This is a genomic window from Sporomusa aerivorans (assembly GCF_041428895.1).
In the GTDB taxonomy this organism is placed as follows: domain Bacteria; phylum Bacillota; class Negativicutes; order Sporomusales; family Sporomusaceae; genus Sporomusa; species Sporomusa aerivorans.
Genome location: NZ_CP156926.1, coordinates 4,016,860 through 4,036,834 on the forward strand (window position 1 = coordinate 4,016,860; position 19,975 = coordinate 4,036,834).

The 19,975-nt window shown below is 46.5% G+C and carries 17 protein-coding genes and 1 riboswitch; of the genes, 4 read left to right on the forward strand and 13 right to left on the reverse strand.

Annotated elements, in window-relative coordinates:
- A riboswitch (cobalamin riboswitch) is annotated at positions 1 to 174 on the reverse strand.
- Between the two features lie 206 nt (positions 175 to 380).
- Both SATMO3_RS19350 and ldhH read left to right on the forward strand, forming a co-directional pair.
- The gene (locus tag SATMO3_RS19350; protein ID WP_371371370.1) at positions 381 to 998 is read left to right on the forward strand and encodes a lactate utilization protein C; all 618 of its coding nucleotides are present in this window, start codon (positions 381 to 383) and stop codon (positions 996 to 998) included.
- Entirely contained in the window at positions 998 to 3,166 is a 2,169-nt protein-coding gene (gene ldhH / locus SATMO3_RS19355; protein WP_371371371.1) for an L-lactate dehydrogenase (quinone) large subunit LdhH, read from the forward strand. Before SATMO3_RS19350 ends, ldhH begins: the two co-directional genes overlap by 1 nt.
- A 188-nt stretch (positions 3,167 to 3,354) precedes the next feature.
- Here ldhH and SATMO3_RS19360 read toward each other — a convergent pair whose 3' ends face one another.
- The 3 genes from SATMO3_RS19360 to SATMO3_RS19370 are packed head-to-tail and all read right to left on the reverse strand — an operon-like array spanning position 3,355 to position 6,695.
- Positions 3,355 to 4,890, reverse strand: a complete 1,536-nt coding sequence (locus SATMO3_RS19360; protein ID WP_371371372.1) for an ArnT family glycosyltransferase — start codon at positions 4,888 to 4,890, stop codon at positions 3,355 to 3,357.
- A gap of 13 nt (positions 4,891 to 4,903) precedes the next feature.
- Complete coding sequence (locus SATMO3_RS19365) at positions 4,904 to 5,827, reverse strand: NAD-dependent epimerase/dehydratase family protein (RefSeq protein ID WP_371371373.1); 924 nt, start codon at positions 5,825 to 5,827, stop codon at positions 4,904 to 4,906.
- A 13-nt stretch (positions 5,828 to 5,840) separates the two neighbouring features.
- Positions 5,841 to 6,695 carry a ChbG/HpnK family deacetylase gene (locus SATMO3_RS19370; protein WP_371371374.1) on the reverse strand — a complete coding sequence of 285 codons (855 nt, stop codon included), beginning with the start codon at positions 6,693 to 6,695 and terminating at the stop codon, positions 5,841 to 5,843.
- 115 nt (positions 6,696 to 6,810) lie between these two features.
- Here SATMO3_RS19370 and SATMO3_RS19375 point away from each other — a divergent pair, with 115 nt between their 5' ends.
- The gene (locus SATMO3_RS19375) at positions 6,811 to 7,146 is read left to right on the forward strand and encodes a hypothetical protein (protein WP_371371375.1); all 336 of its coding nucleotides are present in this window, start codon (positions 6,811 to 6,813) and stop codon (positions 7,144 to 7,146) included.
- Between the two features lie 236 nt (positions 7,147 to 7,382).
- Here the strand turns inward: SATMO3_RS19375 and folE2 are convergent, their stop codons facing one another.
- The 8 genes from folE2 to SATMO3_RS19415 all read right to left on the reverse strand — a co-directional run bounded on the left by folE2 (position 7,383) and on the right by SATMO3_RS19415 (position 15,024).
- Positions 7,383 to 8,171 carry a GTP cyclohydrolase FolE2 gene (gene folE2, locus SATMO3_RS19380; RefSeq protein ID WP_371381759.1) on the reverse strand — a complete coding sequence of 263 codons (789 nt, stop codon included), beginning with the start codon at positions 8,169 to 8,171 and terminating at the stop codon, positions 7,383 to 7,385.
- Positions 8,172 to 8,202: 31 nt separating this feature from the next.
- The gene (queC, locus tag SATMO3_RS19385; RefSeq protein WP_371371376.1) at positions 8,203 to 8,889 is read right to left on the reverse strand and encodes a 7-cyano-7-deazaguanine synthase QueC; all 687 of its coding nucleotides are present in this window, start codon (positions 8,887 to 8,889) and stop codon (positions 8,203 to 8,205) included.
- A 28-nt stretch (positions 8,890 to 8,917) separates the two neighbouring features.
- Complete coding sequence (locus tag SATMO3_RS19390; protein ID WP_371371377.1) at positions 8,918 to 10,000, reverse strand: HD-GYP domain-containing protein; 1,083 nt, start codon at positions 9,998 to 10,000, stop codon at positions 8,918 to 8,920.
- A gap of 120 nt (positions 10,001 to 10,120) precedes the next feature.
- Positions 10,121 to 11,065 (reverse strand): ribonuclease HIII, encoded by a 945-nt coding sequence (gene rnhC / locus SATMO3_RS19395; protein ID WP_371371378.1) that lies wholly within the window; start codon positions 11,063 to 11,065, stop codon positions 10,121 to 10,123.
- 9 nt (positions 11,066 to 11,074) lie between these two features.
- Positions 11,075 to 12,280, reverse strand: a complete 1,206-nt coding sequence (gene larC, locus SATMO3_RS19400) for a nickel pincer cofactor biosynthesis protein LarC (protein ID WP_371371379.1) — start codon at positions 12,278 to 12,280, stop codon at positions 11,075 to 11,077.
- Between the two features lie 5 nt (positions 12,281 to 12,285).
- On the reverse strand, positions 12,286 to 13,038 hold the full coding sequence (gene larB, locus SATMO3_RS19405; RefSeq protein ID WP_371371380.1) for a nickel pincer cofactor biosynthesis protein LarB: 753 nt from the start codon (positions 13,036 to 13,038) through the stop codon (positions 12,286 to 12,288).
- A gap of 416 nt (positions 13,039 to 13,454) precedes the next feature.
- On the reverse strand, positions 13,455 to 13,913 hold the full coding sequence (locus SATMO3_RS19410; protein ID WP_371371381.1) for a hypothetical protein: 459 nt from the start codon (positions 13,911 to 13,913) through the stop codon (positions 13,455 to 13,457).
- Between the two features lie 136 nt (positions 13,914 to 14,049).
- Positions 14,050 to 15,024, reverse strand: coding sequence for a 2-hydroxyacid dehydrogenase family protein (locus tag SATMO3_RS19415; RefSeq protein ID WP_371371382.1), 975 nt, complete (start codon positions 15,022 to 15,024; stop codon positions 14,050 to 14,052).
- 253 nt (positions 15,025 to 15,277) lie between these two features.
- On the opposite strand from SATMO3_RS19415, the gene SATMO3_RS19420 reads away from it, so the two are divergent.
- Positions 15,278 to 15,460 carry a CC/Se motif family (seleno)protein gene (locus SATMO3_RS19420; protein WP_371371383.1) on the forward strand — a complete coding sequence of 61 codons (183 nt, stop codon included), beginning with the start codon at positions 15,278 to 15,280 and terminating at the stop codon, positions 15,458 to 15,460.
- Positions 15,461 to 15,529: 69 nt separating this feature from the next.
- Here the strand turns inward: SATMO3_RS19420 and SATMO3_RS19425 are convergent, their stop codons facing one another.
- Positions 15,530 to 18,622 (reverse strand): efflux RND transporter permease subunit, encoded by a 3,093-nt coding sequence (locus SATMO3_RS19425; RefSeq protein ID WP_371371384.1) that lies wholly within the window; start codon positions 18,620 to 18,622, stop codon positions 15,530 to 15,532.
- Positions 18,623 to 19,756 (reverse strand): efflux RND transporter periplasmic adaptor subunit, encoded by a 1,134-nt coding sequence (locus SATMO3_RS19430; RefSeq protein ID WP_371371385.1) that lies wholly within the window; start codon positions 19,754 to 19,756, stop codon positions 18,623 to 18,625.
- Positions 19,757 to 19,975: the final 219 nt, after the last annotated feature.

Here is a 19,975-nt window from a genome sequence, read left to right on the forward strand (position 1 = left end):
ACGGTATGTGTTAGAACAGGCAGGTCTCCTGACTCTGGATCATCACCCGCCTAAGCCTTCCCGGATTCCCCAGTGGCACGTATTAGGCAGCATCCCCATTACAGTGGCGGGACCGTGCCGGTGTTACACCGGCTTCCCTATTAAGCATGAAGCACCTATTCCCTTGCACTTATCCAATTACAATAGTATTAATATTCCATACAGTTAACCTAATTCCTGCAAAGCCGGCATCGATTATCAAAATTATATAATTCAAAATTTTTTCAGTAAATTTTGCGTTTTTTGTTATATTCCGAGAGGAATTAGGAATTTATTGCCGAAGGATATACTGGTCAGACCATCATACCGTTTAAATTTCATCTGCATTAAGGGGAGTGACGATGTTGAAAAAAGTAAGTGAGAACTGGCAGCCGGCATTGGCGGCCTGTTCCTGCAGCGCCGATTTTTTCTCTGACTTCGAAACCAGAGCTAAAAACGCTGCAGCCGAAGTGTTCCGTGTCAAAACAGCCGCTGAAGCCAAAGAAGTAATCACTAATCTTGTTAAATATACCAACGCCCGCAAAGTGGTCGCTGCCGACAGCCCCTTGCAGCGGGCCGCAGGTATTAACGCAGCTTTAACCGAGCTGGGAGTTACCCTGTATACTGAGCAGGCCGATATTGCCGAACACGCCGAAAGTGCCGACATTGGCATCTCGGCTGTCGAATTTGGCATTGCCGAATCAGGCAGCATCTGTCAGGACGCTTTGGCTTTTGAAAGCCGCCTTGTTTCCATGCTGCCGCCTGTCCATGTTGCGTTTATGAGCAGCAGTAATGTTGTGCAGGGTGTGTCAGAAGCCATGGAAGTTATCTCCCAGGTGTATGATCATGGTTATATCAGCTTTATAACCGGTCCCAGCCGTACTGCTGATATCGAACGAGTCTTAACAATCGGCGTACATGGCCCCAGCCGGCTTATCATTATTGCCGTTGATGAAGAAGTTAACGGAGGTGGCAAATAATGGAGGCTAATAATCGCAATATCAAAAACGAAATTCAAGAAAAGTTAAATGACGAAATACTACGCGGAGCATTAGGCCGTTTTGCCGAAGCCTATCCTGTAGCCAGAGCCAAAGCTTACGAAAATGTTCCGGATATCGATGCCTTGCGGGAACAAGTCCGACAAATGAAAATAAGCGCAGTCGCCGATATTGAAAGCCTTGCCGACAAATTTGAGTCTGAAGCCGCAAAACGAGGTGCAAAAGTATTCCGCGCCAAAGACGGCAAGGCGCTCAAAGAATACCTCATCAATCTCTGCAAAGAAAAAGGCGTGCAGCGAATTGTTAAATCCAAATCCATGGCGTCAGAAGAGATTCATCTCAACCATGATTTGGAGGCAGCCGGTCTGCACGTTAAAGAAACAGACCTGGGAGAATGGATTATCTCTCTGGCCGGCCATAAGCCGTCCCATATGGTAATGCCGGCTATTCATCTTAACCGTGAGCAAATTGCAGATTACTTTTCCAAGGAGCTTAAACAGGACATTCCCACCGATATACCTTTCATGGTCCAGGCAGCCCGTAAAGCACTCCGAACCGAATTTCTGCAGGCCGATATGGGTATATCCGGTGCAAATTTCGGCATAGCGGAAAACGGAGCCATTGGCTTAGTAACCAACGAAGGCAATGCCCGTTTGGTCACTACCCTGCCGCGCGTCCATGTTGTCATTATTGGCTATGAGAAGCTTATTCCTACAATAAAAGACGCTGCTCCCATCCTGCGCACTTTGCCGCGAAATGCAACCGGCCAGCTTATGACCAGTTACATGACCATGACCTCAGGAGCAACTCCGGTTATGGTGAAGCAAGATGGCAAATGGGTTGAGCAAGATAAAGAACTGCATATCATTCTATTTGATAACGGACGCCTCAAAGCCGCACATGACGATAAATTTAAAGAAATATACCAGTGTGTCCGCTGTGCATCATGCCTGAACGTATGTCCGGTATATACCATAGTTGGCGGCCATGTATACGGTCATATTTACGCCGGCGGGATCGGGGCTATCTTAACGGCATTCTTAAATAGTATGGGCGATTTTGAAAAAATTAATGAATTGTGTATTGGCTGTCGCAAATGTGTGGAGATCTGTCCGGGAAAAATTGATATTCCACATCTTATCGAAGAACTCCGGGCCAGAGCTGTGAAAGAACATGGTCTCCCCTTTGGCGTCAAGGCTGTATTTGAAACTGTGCTGGCAAACCGAAAAGTGTTTCATACCCTGCTGCGTTTGGCCGCCATTGGTCAGAAGCCCTTTCAGTCCGGCCGCGTAATCCGGCACCTGCCCCTGTTTCTGGCAGGAATGGCTAAAGACCGCAGCCTGCCGGCGGTGGCAGATGTGCCCTTCCGGGACCGTGTAGCCAAAGTCACCAAAAAAATAGGCAACCCTGCCAAAAGGATTGCTTTCTTCAGCGGCTGCAACATTGACTTTATTTTCCCGGAAACCGGCGAATCCGTTTATAAAGTACTGCACGATCTCAATATGGAAGTTGTTTTTCCTGAAGAGCAAAGCTGCTGCGGCAAACCGGTGCTGGGAATGGGTGACCGGGAAACAGCCAAGCGTATCGCCAAGAAAAATATCGAAGTGTTTGAAGCTGCCCAGGCGGATGCCATTCTCTCAGCCTGTCCTACCTGTGCCGAGACCTGGCACCAAACATATGTGGAATTGTTTGCCGACGAACCGGACTGGAAAGTCCGTGCGGAAAAACTCGGTCATAAAGTCTGCGAGTTTACGAGCTTTGTTGCCAAAGAGTATCAAAAAGCCGGCCGTTTAGCAAAAACAACCGGAACAACCAAAGTTACTTACCACGACTCCTGCCATATGAAACGCGGGCTTGGCATTTACACTGAACCGCGTCAGCTGCTGGAGGCTGCCAAAGGCTATGAGCTGGTGGAAATGAAAGATTGCGACAAATGCTGTGGCATGGCTGGCGCTTTCGGCGTTAAATATTCCGAACTGTCGATGCCAATTCTCAAACAAAAAATTACTAATATCAAAGACAGTGATGCTGAAGTCGTCGCGGTTGCCTGCCCGGCCTGCATGATGCAGATTCAGGGCGGCCTTGATAAGCAACTGCCAAAGGTAAAAATCAAGCATGTGGCAGATATTCTGGCTGAGAACATCTGCTAAAAAATAAACAAGCGAGACTGCAATCATTCTTGGCGATGCGCACGTAAACAGCGTTTCGCGAATGTCCGGTAAGCAGTCTCGCTTTTCTTTTGTAAAAGTCCGGTTATACGCCGGCTCATTTTTTTTGCGATTGAATACCCAGTGCTAGAAATACACCCCATTTATGTTTAGGAATGGCTTATACAACTCTAGTCTTTTATTAAAATCAATTTATCGGCAGACTCAGCCACCACCCTGAATTTGTTTTTATCGGTTTCAGCAAGCAGCTGGTAATCCGCCTGCTGAATAATGAAATAGGCTTTACCCGACACCTTAACTGCTGAATTCAAATCCTCAGGCTTCACCTCAATCCCGTAAATATCAGTATAGTAAGTAAATCCGGGATGAAGAAATTTAATAATAAAAACAGGTGATGCGCCATCGTAGTTTTTGGTAAATTCCTGCGCGATATATTTTGCAGTAAAATAAGGCGCTGCCGCTGGAAATAGCTGACTGACAAGGACCACGGAAAAGAGCGCCATACCAAGTACCTGGCTCCAGAACACGCTGCCAACTTGTCGCCGCCACAAAAACACCAGCGTGCATATAACCATAATACCGACCAAGCCAGCCAATAAGACGATTCCGTCAGTTAACGCAGGCATAGTCTTTGCGCCGGTATACATACCGGCGAGAAGCGCACCTGATAAAACAGCAAAAATTACAGCCCACGCTTTGTTCTGTTTGCCGGAAGCCCAAATCCGGTCGATATACCAGCCGGCAATGAGCGCTAACGGCGGGTACATCGGCAAGATATAAGATACCAGCTTAGTCTGCGATATGGAAAAAAATACAAAAATAAAAGCGGCCCAGATATTCAAATATAGCAGATTGCTGCTGTCTTTTTGCTGGCTTTTAAAAAGTGAAGCCCATACCGACTGAATAAGTATCGCCGTCCACGGAAAAAAGCCTAGTACCAGCACCGGAATAAAATAGTACCAAACAACCAGTTCAGGATGCTCCGGCGATGTAAACCGAGTTATGTTGTGAAAACCAAGAAACGTTTCTATAAAGGCATTGCCATGAACCATGTACATATACAAATACCACGGTAAAGCAACAATTGCAAATAACGGCAAACCGGTGGGCAGCTTCATTTCTCTCAGCAAATACCAGCGATTGGTAAAAGCTAAGTATAAAAAGATTATGGCCCCCGGAAAGAGAAACCCTACCGGCCCCTTGGTTACAGTAGCCAAGCCTGTAAAAATGTACATTAGGTAGTATTGTCTGTTGATAAACCCCAGTAAAGCAAGCGTCAGGCAAAAAGTCAGTGTGATATCGGTTACTGCCGCCTTACCAAGATAAAAATACTCAATGCTTGTTGCCAGAACTAATGCGGCTGCCATGGCCGCACGTTTACTGAATAATCGGCAACCATGCAGGTACAGTGCCGTGACGCCGGCTAGTCCCAGGAAAGCGGAAGGAAACCGGGCCGAAAATTCATTTACGCCAAAAACTTTAAATGCAGCGGTTACCAGCCAGTAATACATCGGGGGCTTGTCGTACCAATACTCACCATATATACGGGGAGACAAAAACTCATTGAAGTGTATCATTTCTTTGGGAGTTTCGGCATAGACCGGCTCATCCGGATCAAGTAAAGGAATGGTGCCCAAATTTATAAACAAAATTATTGCAGCAATAATTGCCACAAGCCAAAACCTGCCGTCTAGCCGCTTTAGCATAACTAACCTCCAATTATGTTGTTGTGTTTAAAGAGCGATAAGTTCGCTGTAATCCTGCCTGCAATGGCATCAGCGGAGTCCAATTTAAGCTTGCCGCCGCCCGGTTTGATAACATGGAGTGATAAATATCCCCTTCCCTGGCCGGCAAGTTATTTGCCGTGACTTGCCTACCGGCGGCGGCGGCTAATACGGCAACCAAATCATTAACACTAGTCTGTGTTTGTGTGCTGATGTTATATACGTTGTTTACCGCCGCCTCTGGCGCAAGAACTGCTAAGCAATTTGCCTCGGCTACATCACCAACATAAATAAAATCCCGTGTTTGACCTCCGTCGCCAAAAATGCTAATAGGCAGTTGCTGTGCAATTTTACGGGTAAAGATACTAACTACTCCGCCCTCCCCGCTGTTCCCCTGCCGTTCACCGTATACATTGGCATACCGCAAAACAATGTAATCCAACCCGTGAATTTGACTGTACAGCGCAAGATACTTTTCACCGGTACACTTAGTAAGTCCGTAAAAGGACCCGGGCTGAAGCCGTGAATGTTCTGCAATGGGAAGTTCATCCGCATCCCCGTACACGGCTGCGCTGGACGAAAAAACAACCCGCTTTACGCCGGTTTTCCGACATGCCTCCAGTACATTAACCAAGCCAAGTAAATTTACCTGACAATCAATATCAGGATGATCGATTGAATAGGGTACCGCCGTCTGAGCGGCTAAATGTAGAACATAATCAAACTGTTCCTGCTGAAACAGCTCCGACAATTGACTGTCTACTATATCCATTTCTATCAAACGGGCTTTGTCACTGACATTTGCACGCAAACCCGTGCTGAGGTTATCCAGGACTACTACAGTCCACCCTCTTGCCACCATTTTGTCAACCGTGTGCGATCCGATAAAACCAGCACCGCCGGTCACTAATACTTTCACCGCAACCATTCCTTTACTTCTTGTGTATATTGGCAAACGATACAAGCTTAATCTGATGTTGTTTCAGCCGCTCAGCCACTAAGGGACTTGTTAATGCTGCCAATTCCTGCTGCCAATGATAACCCCAGGAAAATGCAGTATTTAAAACAACATCATTCATTCCAGGATGAACCATTATTTCGGATAGCCCTTCTGGCAGATTATCAATTATTTTAAGCAGCAGCCCTTCTGCCATGTTGCCGCCGGCCAACATGCCGAAAAAATGTTCAGGCGCCAGTAAACCAGCCTGCTTAGCTTTATTTCGCGCCAAACGAGCTAAAAGGCTAAGGCCGGAGCGGCCGATTACTCTGTCAGCCGTTGGCCGGAAACCGCCAAAAAACAGTAGCGGCTCGGCCGGAATTCTCATTGCTGGTATGTCAAATTCTTTGGCAATGTCGAGCACAGCCTCAAGTACTCCCGGTACAATATGCATATGCTGGTGACTGTCCAGATGAGTAATCCGGATCCCAGCGGACACCACCCTTTTCACCTGCGCGGCGAGTTCCTGACGAACTTCGGTAAGACGAATTCCAGCCAGACAATATTTCTTTAAAAAAGCCGGATAACTGGCACACAATAGCCCGTCCCGGTTAAGCAATGAGGAAACCTTCTCAGGCTCAGAAACCGGTACTCCGCCAACCAGTGTAAGGTGAACCCCTACGCCTAGCCGGGGGTGGTTCGCTGCCAGAGCTGCCGCATGCTCAAAAGCAGGCGCACCAGGCATTATCGACGTGCTTGTTATGCACCCCTTAGTATGTCCGGCAATAATTCCAATGTTAATATTTTCGTGCAACCCAAAATCGTCGGCATTAATGATTAGGTATTTCATAATTACCTCAAAATTTTTTTATATGGGGGCAAAAAATCCCTGGTATGACTTGATAGGTGATTTCTGATACTAATATTGGCCATATGGTCAAATAAAAATCAGGGAGGTAATTGCTATGACACAATCCAAACAAAGCAAACAAGCAGAAAGCAAAAATGAATACGGTACCCTGACTGCTAAGCTGGATGCTAATAACGATTATTCCAGCCAAACCACCGGAACATCGGCTACTTCCGGGACTTCCGGGACTTCCGGAACTGCCGCTACTTCCGGCACCTCAGCCACTTCGTCGGCTACCTCCGGCGCATCGGCTAATATGAGCGAATTAAGCAAGCTGGCCAAGCAGTCGCAAGCCGGCAGCACTTCTGCTGCGACCAGCTCCAAAACCGGAATGGCCAATCAAACTTTAACCGCCAAATATGACGCTAATGGCGACTATAGCGCCGAATAACAACTAAAACATGGGCGGCGCCGGACTCAGCAGAGTAATCCGGCGCCGTTTATATTTTCCTGTGCTGGAAAGTACAACTTTCTGCTAGGATAAGGGCAACATCGGCTTTTGCTTGCGCCCACAGGCCTTGTGCAAACCATGTTTTCTTTATCCTGACAGAAAGTATGACTTTCGCTGGATAAGAATAGCATCAGCTTTGGCTTTCAGCCAAAGGCCGAGAGCAAACCGCGTCTTCTTTATCGTTCCACGGTTTCAACATGTGCGGCATATGCACTGTGATTATGGATGGATTCGTAATTCTCGCATTCAACTTCAAACCACTGCACACCATCTATTTTGCGTAAAACTAATACCAAATCCCGCAGCACATCCTCAACAAATTTAGGATTCTCATATGCATGCTCAGTAACGTATTTTTCATCCTCACGTTTTAGCAAGGGATAAACCTGACAGCTTCCCTGCCGCTCCATCATCTCGGCCAAATCTTCAATCCAAATAAATCTTCCCGGCTGTTGCCTAATCTTTGCCCGCATGATGCCTCGCTGATTGTGCGCGCCGTACTGGGATATCTCTTTGCTGCATGGACACAGGGAAGTAAATGGTACGGTGATGCCAAACATGAAATCCAGGTGTTCTCCCCGAACAAGCCGGGCCGAGAATACACAGTCATAATCAAGCATACTGGTTAAACCGCTTACAGGCGCTGTCTTTTCTATAAAATACTTAAAATGAATATCAATATGCGCCCGTTTTGCCTGCAGCCGGTCTATTGTGTCTGTTAACATATTTTCAATTTCCCGATATGATACCGGTTTTTGGCTCCAGTCACTAAGAATTTCGATAAACCGGCTCATATGCGTTCCTTTGAACTCCTGGGGCAAATCAACAGTCAGCTTAATTTTAGCCAAAACGGATTGAAACGAACCGCTTTTCGTTTTTATTAAAAACGGCAGGTGCACGTCACTTACGCCAACTTTTTGAATAGCAATCCCGCGTTCGTCACAGCTGCTTTGAACATCTTTAATATTATTGCGTCTTTGAGTCATTTGCGTCATATTATTCACTCCTAGTATGATACAAAATCGGATCAGTCAGTCCTGCCTCAGCAAATCCCTTAAGACGCAAAAGACAGCTGTCACATTGTCCGCAAGCTGCATCCCGGCCTTGATAACAGCTTGTCGTCAGCTGAAGCGGCGCAGCAAGTTTAGCGCCTAATAACACGATATCTTTTTTGGTTAAACTGATCAGGGGCGTTTCAATACAAATCTTACGTCCATCCGCAGCGGTCGCTTTGGTTGCGTAATTAGCCAGTTGCTGAAACAGGGCAATAAACTCCGGGCGGCAGTCGGGATAGCCGGAGTAATCCAGGGCATTAACGCCAATATAAACCTTATCGGCTCCGCTCACCTCAGCATACCCGAGGGCATAACTTAAAAAAATTAAGTTCCGGGCCGGCACATACGTGATGGGAATGTTAGCAGCATCAGCTTGTCCCGCCGGCACAGCCAGTTGCGGATCGGTCAGAGCACTGCCGCCGATAGCTTCCATGTTTGTCTCAATAATCAGATGATGGCCGACATTGTAGTGCTTAGCTACGCCGGCAGCAGCAGCCAGTTCTCTGCTATGCCGCTGGTGGTAATTAAAGCTGATCGGCAGCAGTTCATATCCCTCGCTCTTGGCTATAGCCATACACACAGTAGAGTCCAGGCCACCGGACAACAACACAACTGCCTTTTTACTCATAGGCGCTCCCCTTTATCTAATCTTATATTTAGGCCTTTACAATTTTAGTGATGCTCAGGCTCTTACGACGCTCCAAATCAATATATTCGTTGTTCTCCGTGACAATAATCGGTCTTGAAGCCATAAACTGGCCTAAGTAAATTACTTCTGCCTGCCGGCCGTCACTTAATTCCACAATATTGCCAACAAAATAGTCACGTACATTATTCAAAAACACGCTGCCAATCTCCGGGTCAAGCTTGTTAAACATTTCTTCAACAAGCATCTCAACTACAGTAAAGGGCGAAACTTTGCGGTGATAAACCCGATCCGATGTCATGGCATCATAAATATCGGCAACAGCAATGATTTTTGCATATTCATGAATTTTATCACCTTGTACGCCCAGTGGATACCCGCTGCCGTCAAAACGTTCATGGTGCTGGAAAACACCGTAGACAACCCCGCGGGGAATACCTGGTACATCACGAATCAATTGATATCCCCGGGTTGTGTGCAGGCGCATAACTTCCATCTCATCTTCAGTTAGTTTACCGGGTTTATTCAAAATATCCAGTGGAATTTGCGTCTTGCCAATGTCATGCAGTAAGCCTGCCAGTATTAAATCTCTTAATTTCGTCCCGGTGTAGCCAAGCCATTTACCAAGCACCCCGCTAATAATGGCAACATTGACTGAATGATGAAAGGTATAATCGTCCTGCCGCCGTACCATATGGATATGATTAAGCACGCCGTTGGCATTAATTAAGGGTTCAACCGAACTATTTGCCAATTCTCGCAGCATTGCCAGCGGGACGTCTTTAAAAAACCTCATTTTATCAAAGTATGCTTTAAGATTACTTACCGTTTTATCATATTCTGCATAAAACTTTTTCTGCAGGGGAGTCTCAGGTATAGAAAAATCGAGGGCCGGCTCCGCTGACGGTGACAGTTCCTTGATAAAAACGCTGTGAATCTCCCAAAACCTTAAGCCTTCTATCATACTTTCCGTGAGAATTGTACCTTCGCTTAAAATTACCTTATCATCCTGCGTTAGTACCATTCTCCCTATTTCCATCCCAGGCTTTACCTCGCTAATAGAATACGGTATGATACGATACCTTGCAGTCAATATATTCCCTCCTGTAAAGACTTCATTATATGATTTATGCGATCAGCGGAAAAAGTTACAATATTAACAATATTATTTTACATGTTTTCCTTTTTTCCTGCTAAATAACTACCAAATTAGTTATATCTGTTCAAAAGTCCTAAAATGAAGCTTACAAACATGCCTTAACGCGTCTTTTCCATATTGAGCGGCAAATTCCCTGGCAACACCGATTACATGAGCCGCCCCTTTAGGAAACTCCATAGCAAACTGTCGGGAAAGTTCAGTCATACCGGTCAAAAATCCGTCACGCGCCAGGATAGAGGCAGCTGCTACTGCAACATTGCGTTCAGCCCGATGCATTTGTACCAACGTAATTTTTTGACCTCTTTCCATAAGTTCTGCTTCAATAAGACTTTCATGCGCAAATTGGTCGGCAATGGCGAAGCTGGCCGGTTCTTGCGCAAGCAGTTTTTCCAGCGCCCGGGCATGAGACTGTGCCAGTAAATGATTAAGATTTCTGCCGGCATTGTTATACTTGCTGTACATTGCATTATAATCAGCCGGCAGCCATGTTAGCTCAACATACCGCCCCGGACACTCCTCCCGGATACGCTCTGCCAGCGCCCGGTTTTTTTCATCTGACAATGCTTTGCTGTCTTTCACACCGATCGCTGCCAGCAGGTCGGCTGTCTGTTCATCCACCATGACAGCTGCCACTACCAAAGGACCAAAAAAGTCCCCTTTACCCGACTCATCAAGTCCAATCCACTTATTATCAAAGTCAGGCACTGACTCAAAGCCTGGCGGTCTTTTGTCAGTTGTCTTTACATTGCCTGATTGAGGAACTGACGGCGCTTGACCGTGAATAATAGCTTCCACAGATGTTTTTAAGGGCGACTGTGAGCCGCCCACCACAATACTAATGCCCTTTTTGCCACTGTATATATTGACAGTGACAGTTGAGAGACTGTCAGCCACTTTTAGCTGCCGACCATAATTGATAGGCTTATCTGCTTCGATCTTCAAACCTGCCTGGGCAAATTGCCCAGCTAAGCCAGCTACCCGCTCACCTAATTTATCCATAAACACCCTCTAACAAAACGACATGGCTTCTTTTAAGGCAACATGCTGGACTACCTTTAACGGTACCCCTGCTTCCTCGGCAATTCTGCGGCAATCTTCATATTCAGGCGCTACATTGCATATTTTTCCCTGGTAAGAACTGATTTTTACTTTAACATCACCCCAGGGCAAACCAATAATAATGAATTCCCGGCTAGCTGTGGTTCGCGTCACCGGATAGAAACGCATACCAATAGCAGTTGTTTCGTTTAAAATTATAGCTGCGATTTTTTCCCGGCAATCCTCCGTAATTAGCACAGATAGTTTTGCTGCAGGCCGGTTTTTCTTCATCTGAATTGGTGTTACCCAAACATCAAGTGCACCGGCGGCAAACAATTTATCCATAACATATCCGTAGAGCTCAGGACTTTGATCATCAATATTTGTTTCAACAACCAGACACTGCGTCGCCTCATCACTTTCGCCTGGTTGTTCCGTAACAGGCGGCACATGCATAATTCCCAGATACAGCCGTACAACATTGGGGATATCCAGATCCCAGGTTCCGGCCCCATAAGCTATTTGAGAACTCACAAACTGGTCAGGCATCAGACCGAAGCCTTTAGCGAGTGTAGCCAAAACAGCGGCTCCGGTTGGGGTTACCAGCTCTTTTTTGATATCTCCCTGATAGTGCGGGATGCCATGTAAGAGTTCGGCAGTTGCTGGCGCCGGCACAGGCATAAGGCCGTGACAACATTCCACAAAACCATTCCCGACATGGAGCCGCGATGCATATATATGTTCAATTCCCAAATAGTCAAGGGCCCAGGCTATACCGACAATATCCACAATAGAGTCAACGGCGCCGACTTCATGAAAATGTACGGTTTCAGGTTCTACACCATGAACTTTGGCTTCAGCCGCAGCCAAGCGAGTAAATATCTCTTTGGCGGTCGTTTTGACAGCTGCCTTCAATTCAGAGTTGTCAATAATTGAAATGATATCAGCCAGAGTCCGGTGAGAGTGAGCAGCCTCATCAACCGCAACATCAAGGTAACAGGCGCTTATTCCGCCCTTCTCCACTCTTTTTATATTAACCTCATAGTCTGTTACCGGTAGTTTTGCCAGCTCGGCTCTTAAAAACTCCGCTGGCGCGCCCGCGTCAAGCAAAGCACCCAGTAACATATTTCCGCTAATTCCGGCAAAACAATCAAGATAAATTGCGTTATATTTCATAACAATCACCTCATATGATTTATGATGCTGGCCAGCCGGCCGGCGCCAAAACCGTTATCTATATTTACTACAGCGACACCTGCCGCACAACTGTTTAACATACTGAGCAGAGCAGCCAGCCCGCCAAAGTTCGCCCCGTAACCAATACTTGTTGGCACAGCAATAACCGGTTTTGCCACCATGCCGCCGACAACACTGGCCAAAGCACCTTCCATGCCGGCCGCAACAACAAGCACGTTAGCCTGCTCAATCAACTGGTGTTGGTCAAGCAAACGGTGGATGCCGGCCACGCCGACATCATATACCCTTCTTACTTCATTACCCATAATTTCAGCAGTAATAGCAGCTTCCTCAGCTACAGGAATATCGCTGGTACCGGCGCTGAGAATCAAAATAAACCGTTTGGGATCAATAGCCGGTTTTTGACGTTCAACCACAATTAATTTGGGCAGTTCATGGTAGATGGCATCAGGAACAACTGCTTTGACAGCTTCATACATCTCTTTAGTCGCTCTGGTTGCCAGAATGCTGCGGTTGTATTCAGCCAGTTTATTTACAATAGCCAGCACCTGCTCAACCGTTTTCCCCTGACAGAAAACGACCTCGGCGAATCCCTGCCGGAGCAAACGGTGATGATCCAGCTTAGCGAATTCCAATTCCTCGTATGGCAATATTTTCAGCTTGTCCACGGCTTCGTCAAGAGTTAAGTTGCCGGTTTTAAAGTCTGTCAGTAGTTTACTAACATAATTAATATCCACTTTTGCACCTCGTTCAGTTCTCCTTCAGTATTTGAAGGTTTTCCGCAAAAAAATCACCCGCAACATATGTAAAGGCTAGCTTCTCTATACCTGTTTTGAAGCCACAGCTTAAGAGAACAAGCGCTAACAACTTAGGTTTCGTCAACCAGCCTATGTATATCCTGCTTTTTGACTAAATGTCATTCCCTGTGCGAAACTTTTATCCCCCAAAAGCTCCTTTTTGCATAATAGCATCTCTACAGCGTATTGGCAAACAAATAAGCTTATAAATACGCGTTAACTGTGCGGATCCGGTCATCCCGCCGAACTACGGCGGAATTGCTACAATATAAAGACATAATGTCCCCTCCGGGCATTATGTCTTTATATAAATTCCATATAATTAGCAAAATTCCTGTCTGTATATCCATTATTTTTTAGTTCTGCAATTGGGGCGCGGGATGAGAATTCGCTAATAGTGTTTCCAGCTTTTCAATGATTTTCAATTGTGTTTCTTCCATGAGTAAAATACCGTGGTTTAATAATATCATCTGCGGGTGAAGCCTGAATTGTGTCTCACGTACAGTCATCTCCAGATGCCCGATTGATAGTTCCATTTGCTCAGCCGCTGCCAAAACCTGACTGTCGAGCAATTGTTCTAATAATATATAGTTATACGCCTGTATCAATTGCGTGGCTTGACTGTACCCTTCACTATTATAATGATAACGGGTAAACTCGGCAAAATGGGTAACAAATTCGGTAAATTCGCGGTTATTAGCCAAAGACATATCCGAAGCGGCAGAGTATATTAATTTGCTCAGTTCATGAATATAACGATTTTGCACCCTCATTAAGTCCAGGAGGCTGTTCATTTCTTCAGTCTGGTTAAACATGGCATTCCCCCTATGGCAACACGTCTAAAGCATTACATTGTATAATATTCGCTTCTTTGACATTATGTCACAAACAAAAGCCAAACCGCCACAGACATAAAATAAGTCTGCGGCGGTCACCGCAGCAATTGAACTATTACCCGTAAATATGGGGATTTACACAGGCCAATGGCTTATTGCCGGTGAGAACGGCAATGATATTATCAGCGGCGATCTCAGCCATAGCGTTTCTGGTTTCTACTGTCGCATTGCCAAGGTGCGGTGCTAAAATTACGTTATCGAGCATCTCCAGACCGGTTGTTACTTTAGGCTCATATTCGTATACATCTAAGGCGGCACCGGCAATTGTCCTGTTTTTAAGCGCAGCAAAAAGAGCCGCTTCATCAATCAGCGGGCCACGGGCAGCATTAATCAAGAACGCCGTGGGTTTCATACTGGCCAGTTCCTTGGGGCCGATCATATGCTTCATAGCCGGTGTGTAACTCTGGTGGAAGGTTAGGAAATCGGCCTGTTTGATTACCTCTTCAAGCGGCATATAAGTAAGTCCCATTTCTTGTTCTGCTTCAGGCTGCAAACGGGTACGGGTATAATATATAATCTTCATGTCAAAGCCTTTTGCCCGTTTGGCCACTGCCTTACCAATATTACCCATCCCAACAATCCCCAGAGTCTTGCCCGTTACTTCCACCCCGAGATGATAAAGCGGCGCCCAGCCGGTAAATTCCCCGGACCTGGTTGTCTTATCTCCTTCCACAATACGACGGGCAATTGCCAGAATAAGCCCCCAGGTCAAATCAGCAGTAGCGTCTGTTGAAACTTTCGGCGTATTGGTTACCGGAATTTTGCGGGCAGAAGCGGCAGCTACGTCAATATTGTTAAAACCAGCACCATAGTTGGCGATAATTTTTAAATTGGGGTTGGATTGAATGACATCCGCATCAATATTATCTGAGAGCAGGCAAAGCAATGCCTCTTTTCCTGCCAGGCCGTCAATAATTTCCTGCTTGCTAAGGAGGCGAAGTTCATTATGCATTGTTACTTCGAAATGTTCAGACAACATTTCGGCCGCAATCCGGGGAATGAGTCCCGAAACAAACACTTTTGGCTTCACTGTCTAACAGCTCCTTTTTTATGACCTCAATGCTCGGCTCAATTATAATATATTTTACCAAAATTCAAGTAATTACGGTAGGCTTAACCGGCAGGATATTCCTTTTATATACCGAATAAATTGGGAAAAGTATTAATAAGGAGGTCTTATTTTGGCATTACTGACAATAGCTGATGAGGCTCTGGAATATATCAAATCGCGCAGCAAGCCTGTATACCTCGAACTTTTTCAGGTTATCTCCTGCTGAATTGATTTGAGAGAAAGCCCGGCTGTACGCCTGGGACAACCGCATGACCCGCAAAATTACTCCTTGGAAGAAATACAAGGCATTATGGTTTATGTACCGCGCGAGCTTCCCGAAATCCCCCTGACTATTACCTTTAGCCGATTTTTATGGTTCAAACGCTTGGTTATTGAGGGCTGGCAACTGGCTTAGAAAAGCAGAACTGGTAGCAAGATGCTGCCGAGACCAGATGCTTGTCAGTATTGAAAAGAGTCCTGGCATTTACATGCCAGGACTTTTTTCCTCTATCTCGGCGCCGCCTGTCCGGAAATAGTTTTGTAACTTATCAATAAGAAGATAGACCAGTGGAATGATCACCAGAGTCAGGAAGGTAGAGGTTATCAAACCGCCAATAAGCGCTACCCCCATGGATGCACGCAGTTCCGCCCCTGCGCCAATTCCTAAAGCAATTGGCAACATGCCGAAAATCATGGCCATGGTCGTCATCAGTATGGGACGCAGTCTAACTGATCCGGCTTCGACCAACGCCTCAATAATAGTCATACCCTGCGCCCGCAGTTGATTCGTATAATCAACAAGCAGGATTGCATTCTTGGTAACCAGGCCCATTAGCATGATAACGCCGATTAGTGACATAATGTTAATGGTATTGCCGGATATTAGTAAACCGAGAATGGCTCCTACCAGTGAAAAAGGCAACGAGAGCATGATTGTCAGCGGATGTATGAAACTCTCAAACTCTGCCGCCAAAACCATATAGATGAGGATGATTGCCAACACCAGCGCTTTGGCAATCTCTTTAAATGAGTTTTCCATCATTTGGGCCTGACCGACCAGCTTATGAGTATACCCCAAAGGTAAATTAAGGCCGGGGATTAACTCTTTGACCTTGGCAATCACTTCCCCCGAGGATGTGCCCACTGCGTTAGCGTATACAATAACCTGGCGCTGGCGGTCCTCCCGGTCGATCTGGGTAGGTCCGGATGACAATTTGACCTCGGCAATATCGCCAATGCGGACAAAACCATTTTTGCCGCTGATACGAAGGTTGGCCACATCTTCCAGGCTCAAACGGTTCTCTTGTTTAAGCTGGACACGGATATCGTAGTCGCTGTCGGCAACATTATACTGGTTTTTGGCAGTTGAGCCTAAAAATGCAGTTTGAATAGCTTTGCCGGCTGTGGTTGCGTCAAGCCCGACATCGCCCATACGGGCCGGATCGAACTTAACCTGAACTTCGGGTTCTGACTGTTCGCTCGAAATGTCCACGTCGGTAGTTCCGGGGATTTGTTTAATTTTCTCAGCCAATGTGCTTGCATACATATTAAGAGCGTCTAATTCCGGTCCGCGAAATGCAACCTGGACAGGCCGGGAATCACCGCGTCCCTGGCTTTGCCCACTGGAGACCGATACCTTGAGACCTTTAACAGTGCGGAACTTAATCCTGAGCGAATCCATGATCTGCATCATAGAGCGGGAACGCTGGCCTGAATCCACCAGCCTTACCCCGATCATGGAACGATATACCTGGCGGTTTGTACCCACAACTAAATACGCAGATTCCAGTTCCGGTATAGCCATTATTTCCTTTTCAATTTGAGCGACTAGTTCTTTATTTCGTTCTAGCGAAGTTCCTGCCGGAGCCATCATGTTGATGTTAAATTCCCCGGAGTCGTATGTTGGCTGAAATTCTGAACCCAGGAAAGGCATTAGCAGGGCATTAAGAAACAGAGATACAACCGCCAGCGCCACCAGTTTTTTGGGCCGTTTAAGCGCCCAGACAAGCACCTCACGGTAAGTTTGCCGGAGAATCTCAAAACCTTGCTCCCATTTGTCCAGCATAGCCTCCAGTAAGCGTAACCGGCGTTCAGTTTTATCATGTCCGGATTTTAGCCAGTAAGCTGACAGCATTGGCGTTAGGGTAAAGGCTACAAATAGCGAGAATGCCACCGCAAATGCAACCGTTAAACCAAACTGCTTAAAAAACTGACCGATGATCTCGCCCATATTGCCGACAGGCACAAATACGGCAAGAATAGAAAAGGTTGTAGCCAAAACTGCCAGGGATATTTCTTTGGTACCTTCGCGCGCCGCATCCATTGGGCTTTTCCCTTGTTCCATATGACGGAAAATATTCTCCACAATTACAATAGCATCGTCGATTAAAATACCTACCGCCAGACTCAGCCCCATTAGCGACATATTATTGAGGGTAAAATTCATGACTTTCATCAAAAAGAAGGTAGAGATAACTGAAGTCGGAATGGCAATGGCACCAATTAAGGTAGCCCTGGTATTGCGTAAAAACAAAAATGTAATGGCGACTGCCAGTAATCCGCCAAAAATCATAGAGACCATTACATCTTCGACACTATCCCTGATATAGGCCGAGTTGTCCCGTACTTTAGTAATTTTAATATCTGGCGGCAAGGTATTATTTTCCATTTGCTGCATTGCCTGCTTTACTTTTTCAGCAACCCCCACCGTATTGGTACCCGATTGTTTCTGAATAGACACTATTACGCTAGGCACGCCATTGGTTGCAGCATAGGTGCGCTCCTCGCCCCAGGTATCTTTAACACTGGCCACATCCTGCAGCCGGACCAGACGTCCCTGCTGGTTTAATACAATAATTTTCTTGATATCATCGACACTTTTATATTTGCCAATTGTTCTGACTGTTAGCTCGATGCCCTGTTCGGCAACTCTGCCGCCCGGCGTATTAACATTATTGTCATCAACAGCGTCCAGCAACTGTTGCAAAGCAAGGCCATAGGCCTCAAGTTTGCTCGGATCGGCCAATATCTGTATTTCTCTTAGGGCGGCGCCGTATACGCTTACCTCAGCCACACCTTCGAGTTGCTGGAGTTGATCCTTGACAACATCCTCAGCGATTTTTCTGATTTCCCCCCTGGATCTCGTTGGCGATGCCAGACTAAAGGTTAGAATCGACTGAGCAGTTATATCGTATCGTTGAACTACGGGCTCATCAATTTCATCCGGCAGTTTTCTGCGAACGCCGGCAACTTTTTCGCGCACGTCATTGGCAGCCATCTTGGGATTTGTCCCCAATTCAAACTCAATGGTTGTTTGGGAAACCCCTTCCCGTGACACGGATGATAGTGTTTTTATACCTGCAACCGAACTAACCGCATCTTCAATCGGTTTAGTGATCAGGCTTTCCATCTCTTCCGGCGAAGCCCCGGTATAATTTACATTTACCAATACCAGCGGATACTCAACGTCAGGATACAAGTCAATACCAAGGCCAGGATATGCGTTGAGGCCGAATACCACCAGCAGCATAACCAACATGGTGGTAAATACCGGCCGCTTTATAAAAACATCTATCATTTACTTAGTTGCCTCCCCAGGCGCTCCCAGTCTAACTACCGAACCGTCCCGCAGTTTATTTTGTCCGGCAACGACAATCTGGTCACCATCTTTAAGACCATCAAGCACCTCGGCCCACCCATCACCGACATAGCCAAGTTTAAGTGGCCTTTGTTGAACACGGTTGTCGTCCGCCAGTACGTAGACTGTCTTGACGTCTTCTTTCATAACCAGCGCCGTTTCCGGCACAACAAGCGCCTGGGGATGAACCGGAACCGGAATCTCAACCTTTGCGAACATACCGGCTTTTAATATGTTTTGCTCATTGGGAATTGTGATTTCGGCGGTAAAAGTCCGTGAAGGCATTGTGGCCATGGGTGACAGGCGGGTTACTGTCCCAGTGAATTCCTTATTGCCAAGAGCATCAATTCTTATTTTAACACTGGCGCCCATTGCCAGTTGGGCGATTTCTGCTTCGCCTACCGTAGCTTTAGCCAGCAGTGTATTAATATCAGCCAAAGTAACAATCGGTGCACCCGCCTTGGTATAGAATCCGGCCTGCAGGTGCCGTTTAACCACCACCCCGCTCCGCGGTGATACAATAGTGGCACCCGTAAGTTTATTATCGTATAAAGCCAAAGCGCCTTCAGCGGCTCTCACCTGACCTTGCGCAAGATCCCGCTTCGTTCTCGCCGAGTCAAGTGTTTGTGCCGATATGGCTCCCTGCTTAGCCAATGATTCCATACGCCGGTAGTCAAGCTCGGCCTGTTCGAGATTGGCCTTGGCCTGAAACAGATTGCCTTCGGCCTGAATCACCTGCGCCGCAAGTTCTCCCATATCCAGCACGGCAATTGTCATCCCGGCCGAAACAGTATCTCCTTCATCAACAGTGAGATGATCTACGCGTGCATCAACTTTACTCGATATTTCCGCACTCCATACAGGTTCAAGACTAGAGGAAAAAATCAGGCGGGGAGTAACATCCCGTCTGGTTACAGTTGCTACTTCAACAGCAACAACCTGCCCCTGCGATACGCGCCCGGCGCGTTCTTTGCCGGACTGCAGATTACTATAGATTCGGTAGCCGACAACCCCAACTAATACCAGTACAATAACAGATACAAGAATAATAGCTTTTTTTTGCTTGCTCGCCACCTGATCAATCCTCCAATTTTTTTGATACCCAGTTCCTATTCGACAAGCTATTACTCTCTCCTCCTGGGTTAGCTATTTTTATTACGGTTAGTGGCGGCTGCCCCATATGGGATTAACGCAAAAAACATGAGATTCTCTATAGTACTGCCCGCTTACCCCCTCCGGGGCAGCAACCTCCCAGCTGCCCATCAGGTTCGACACGCGGACCTACCATCGATT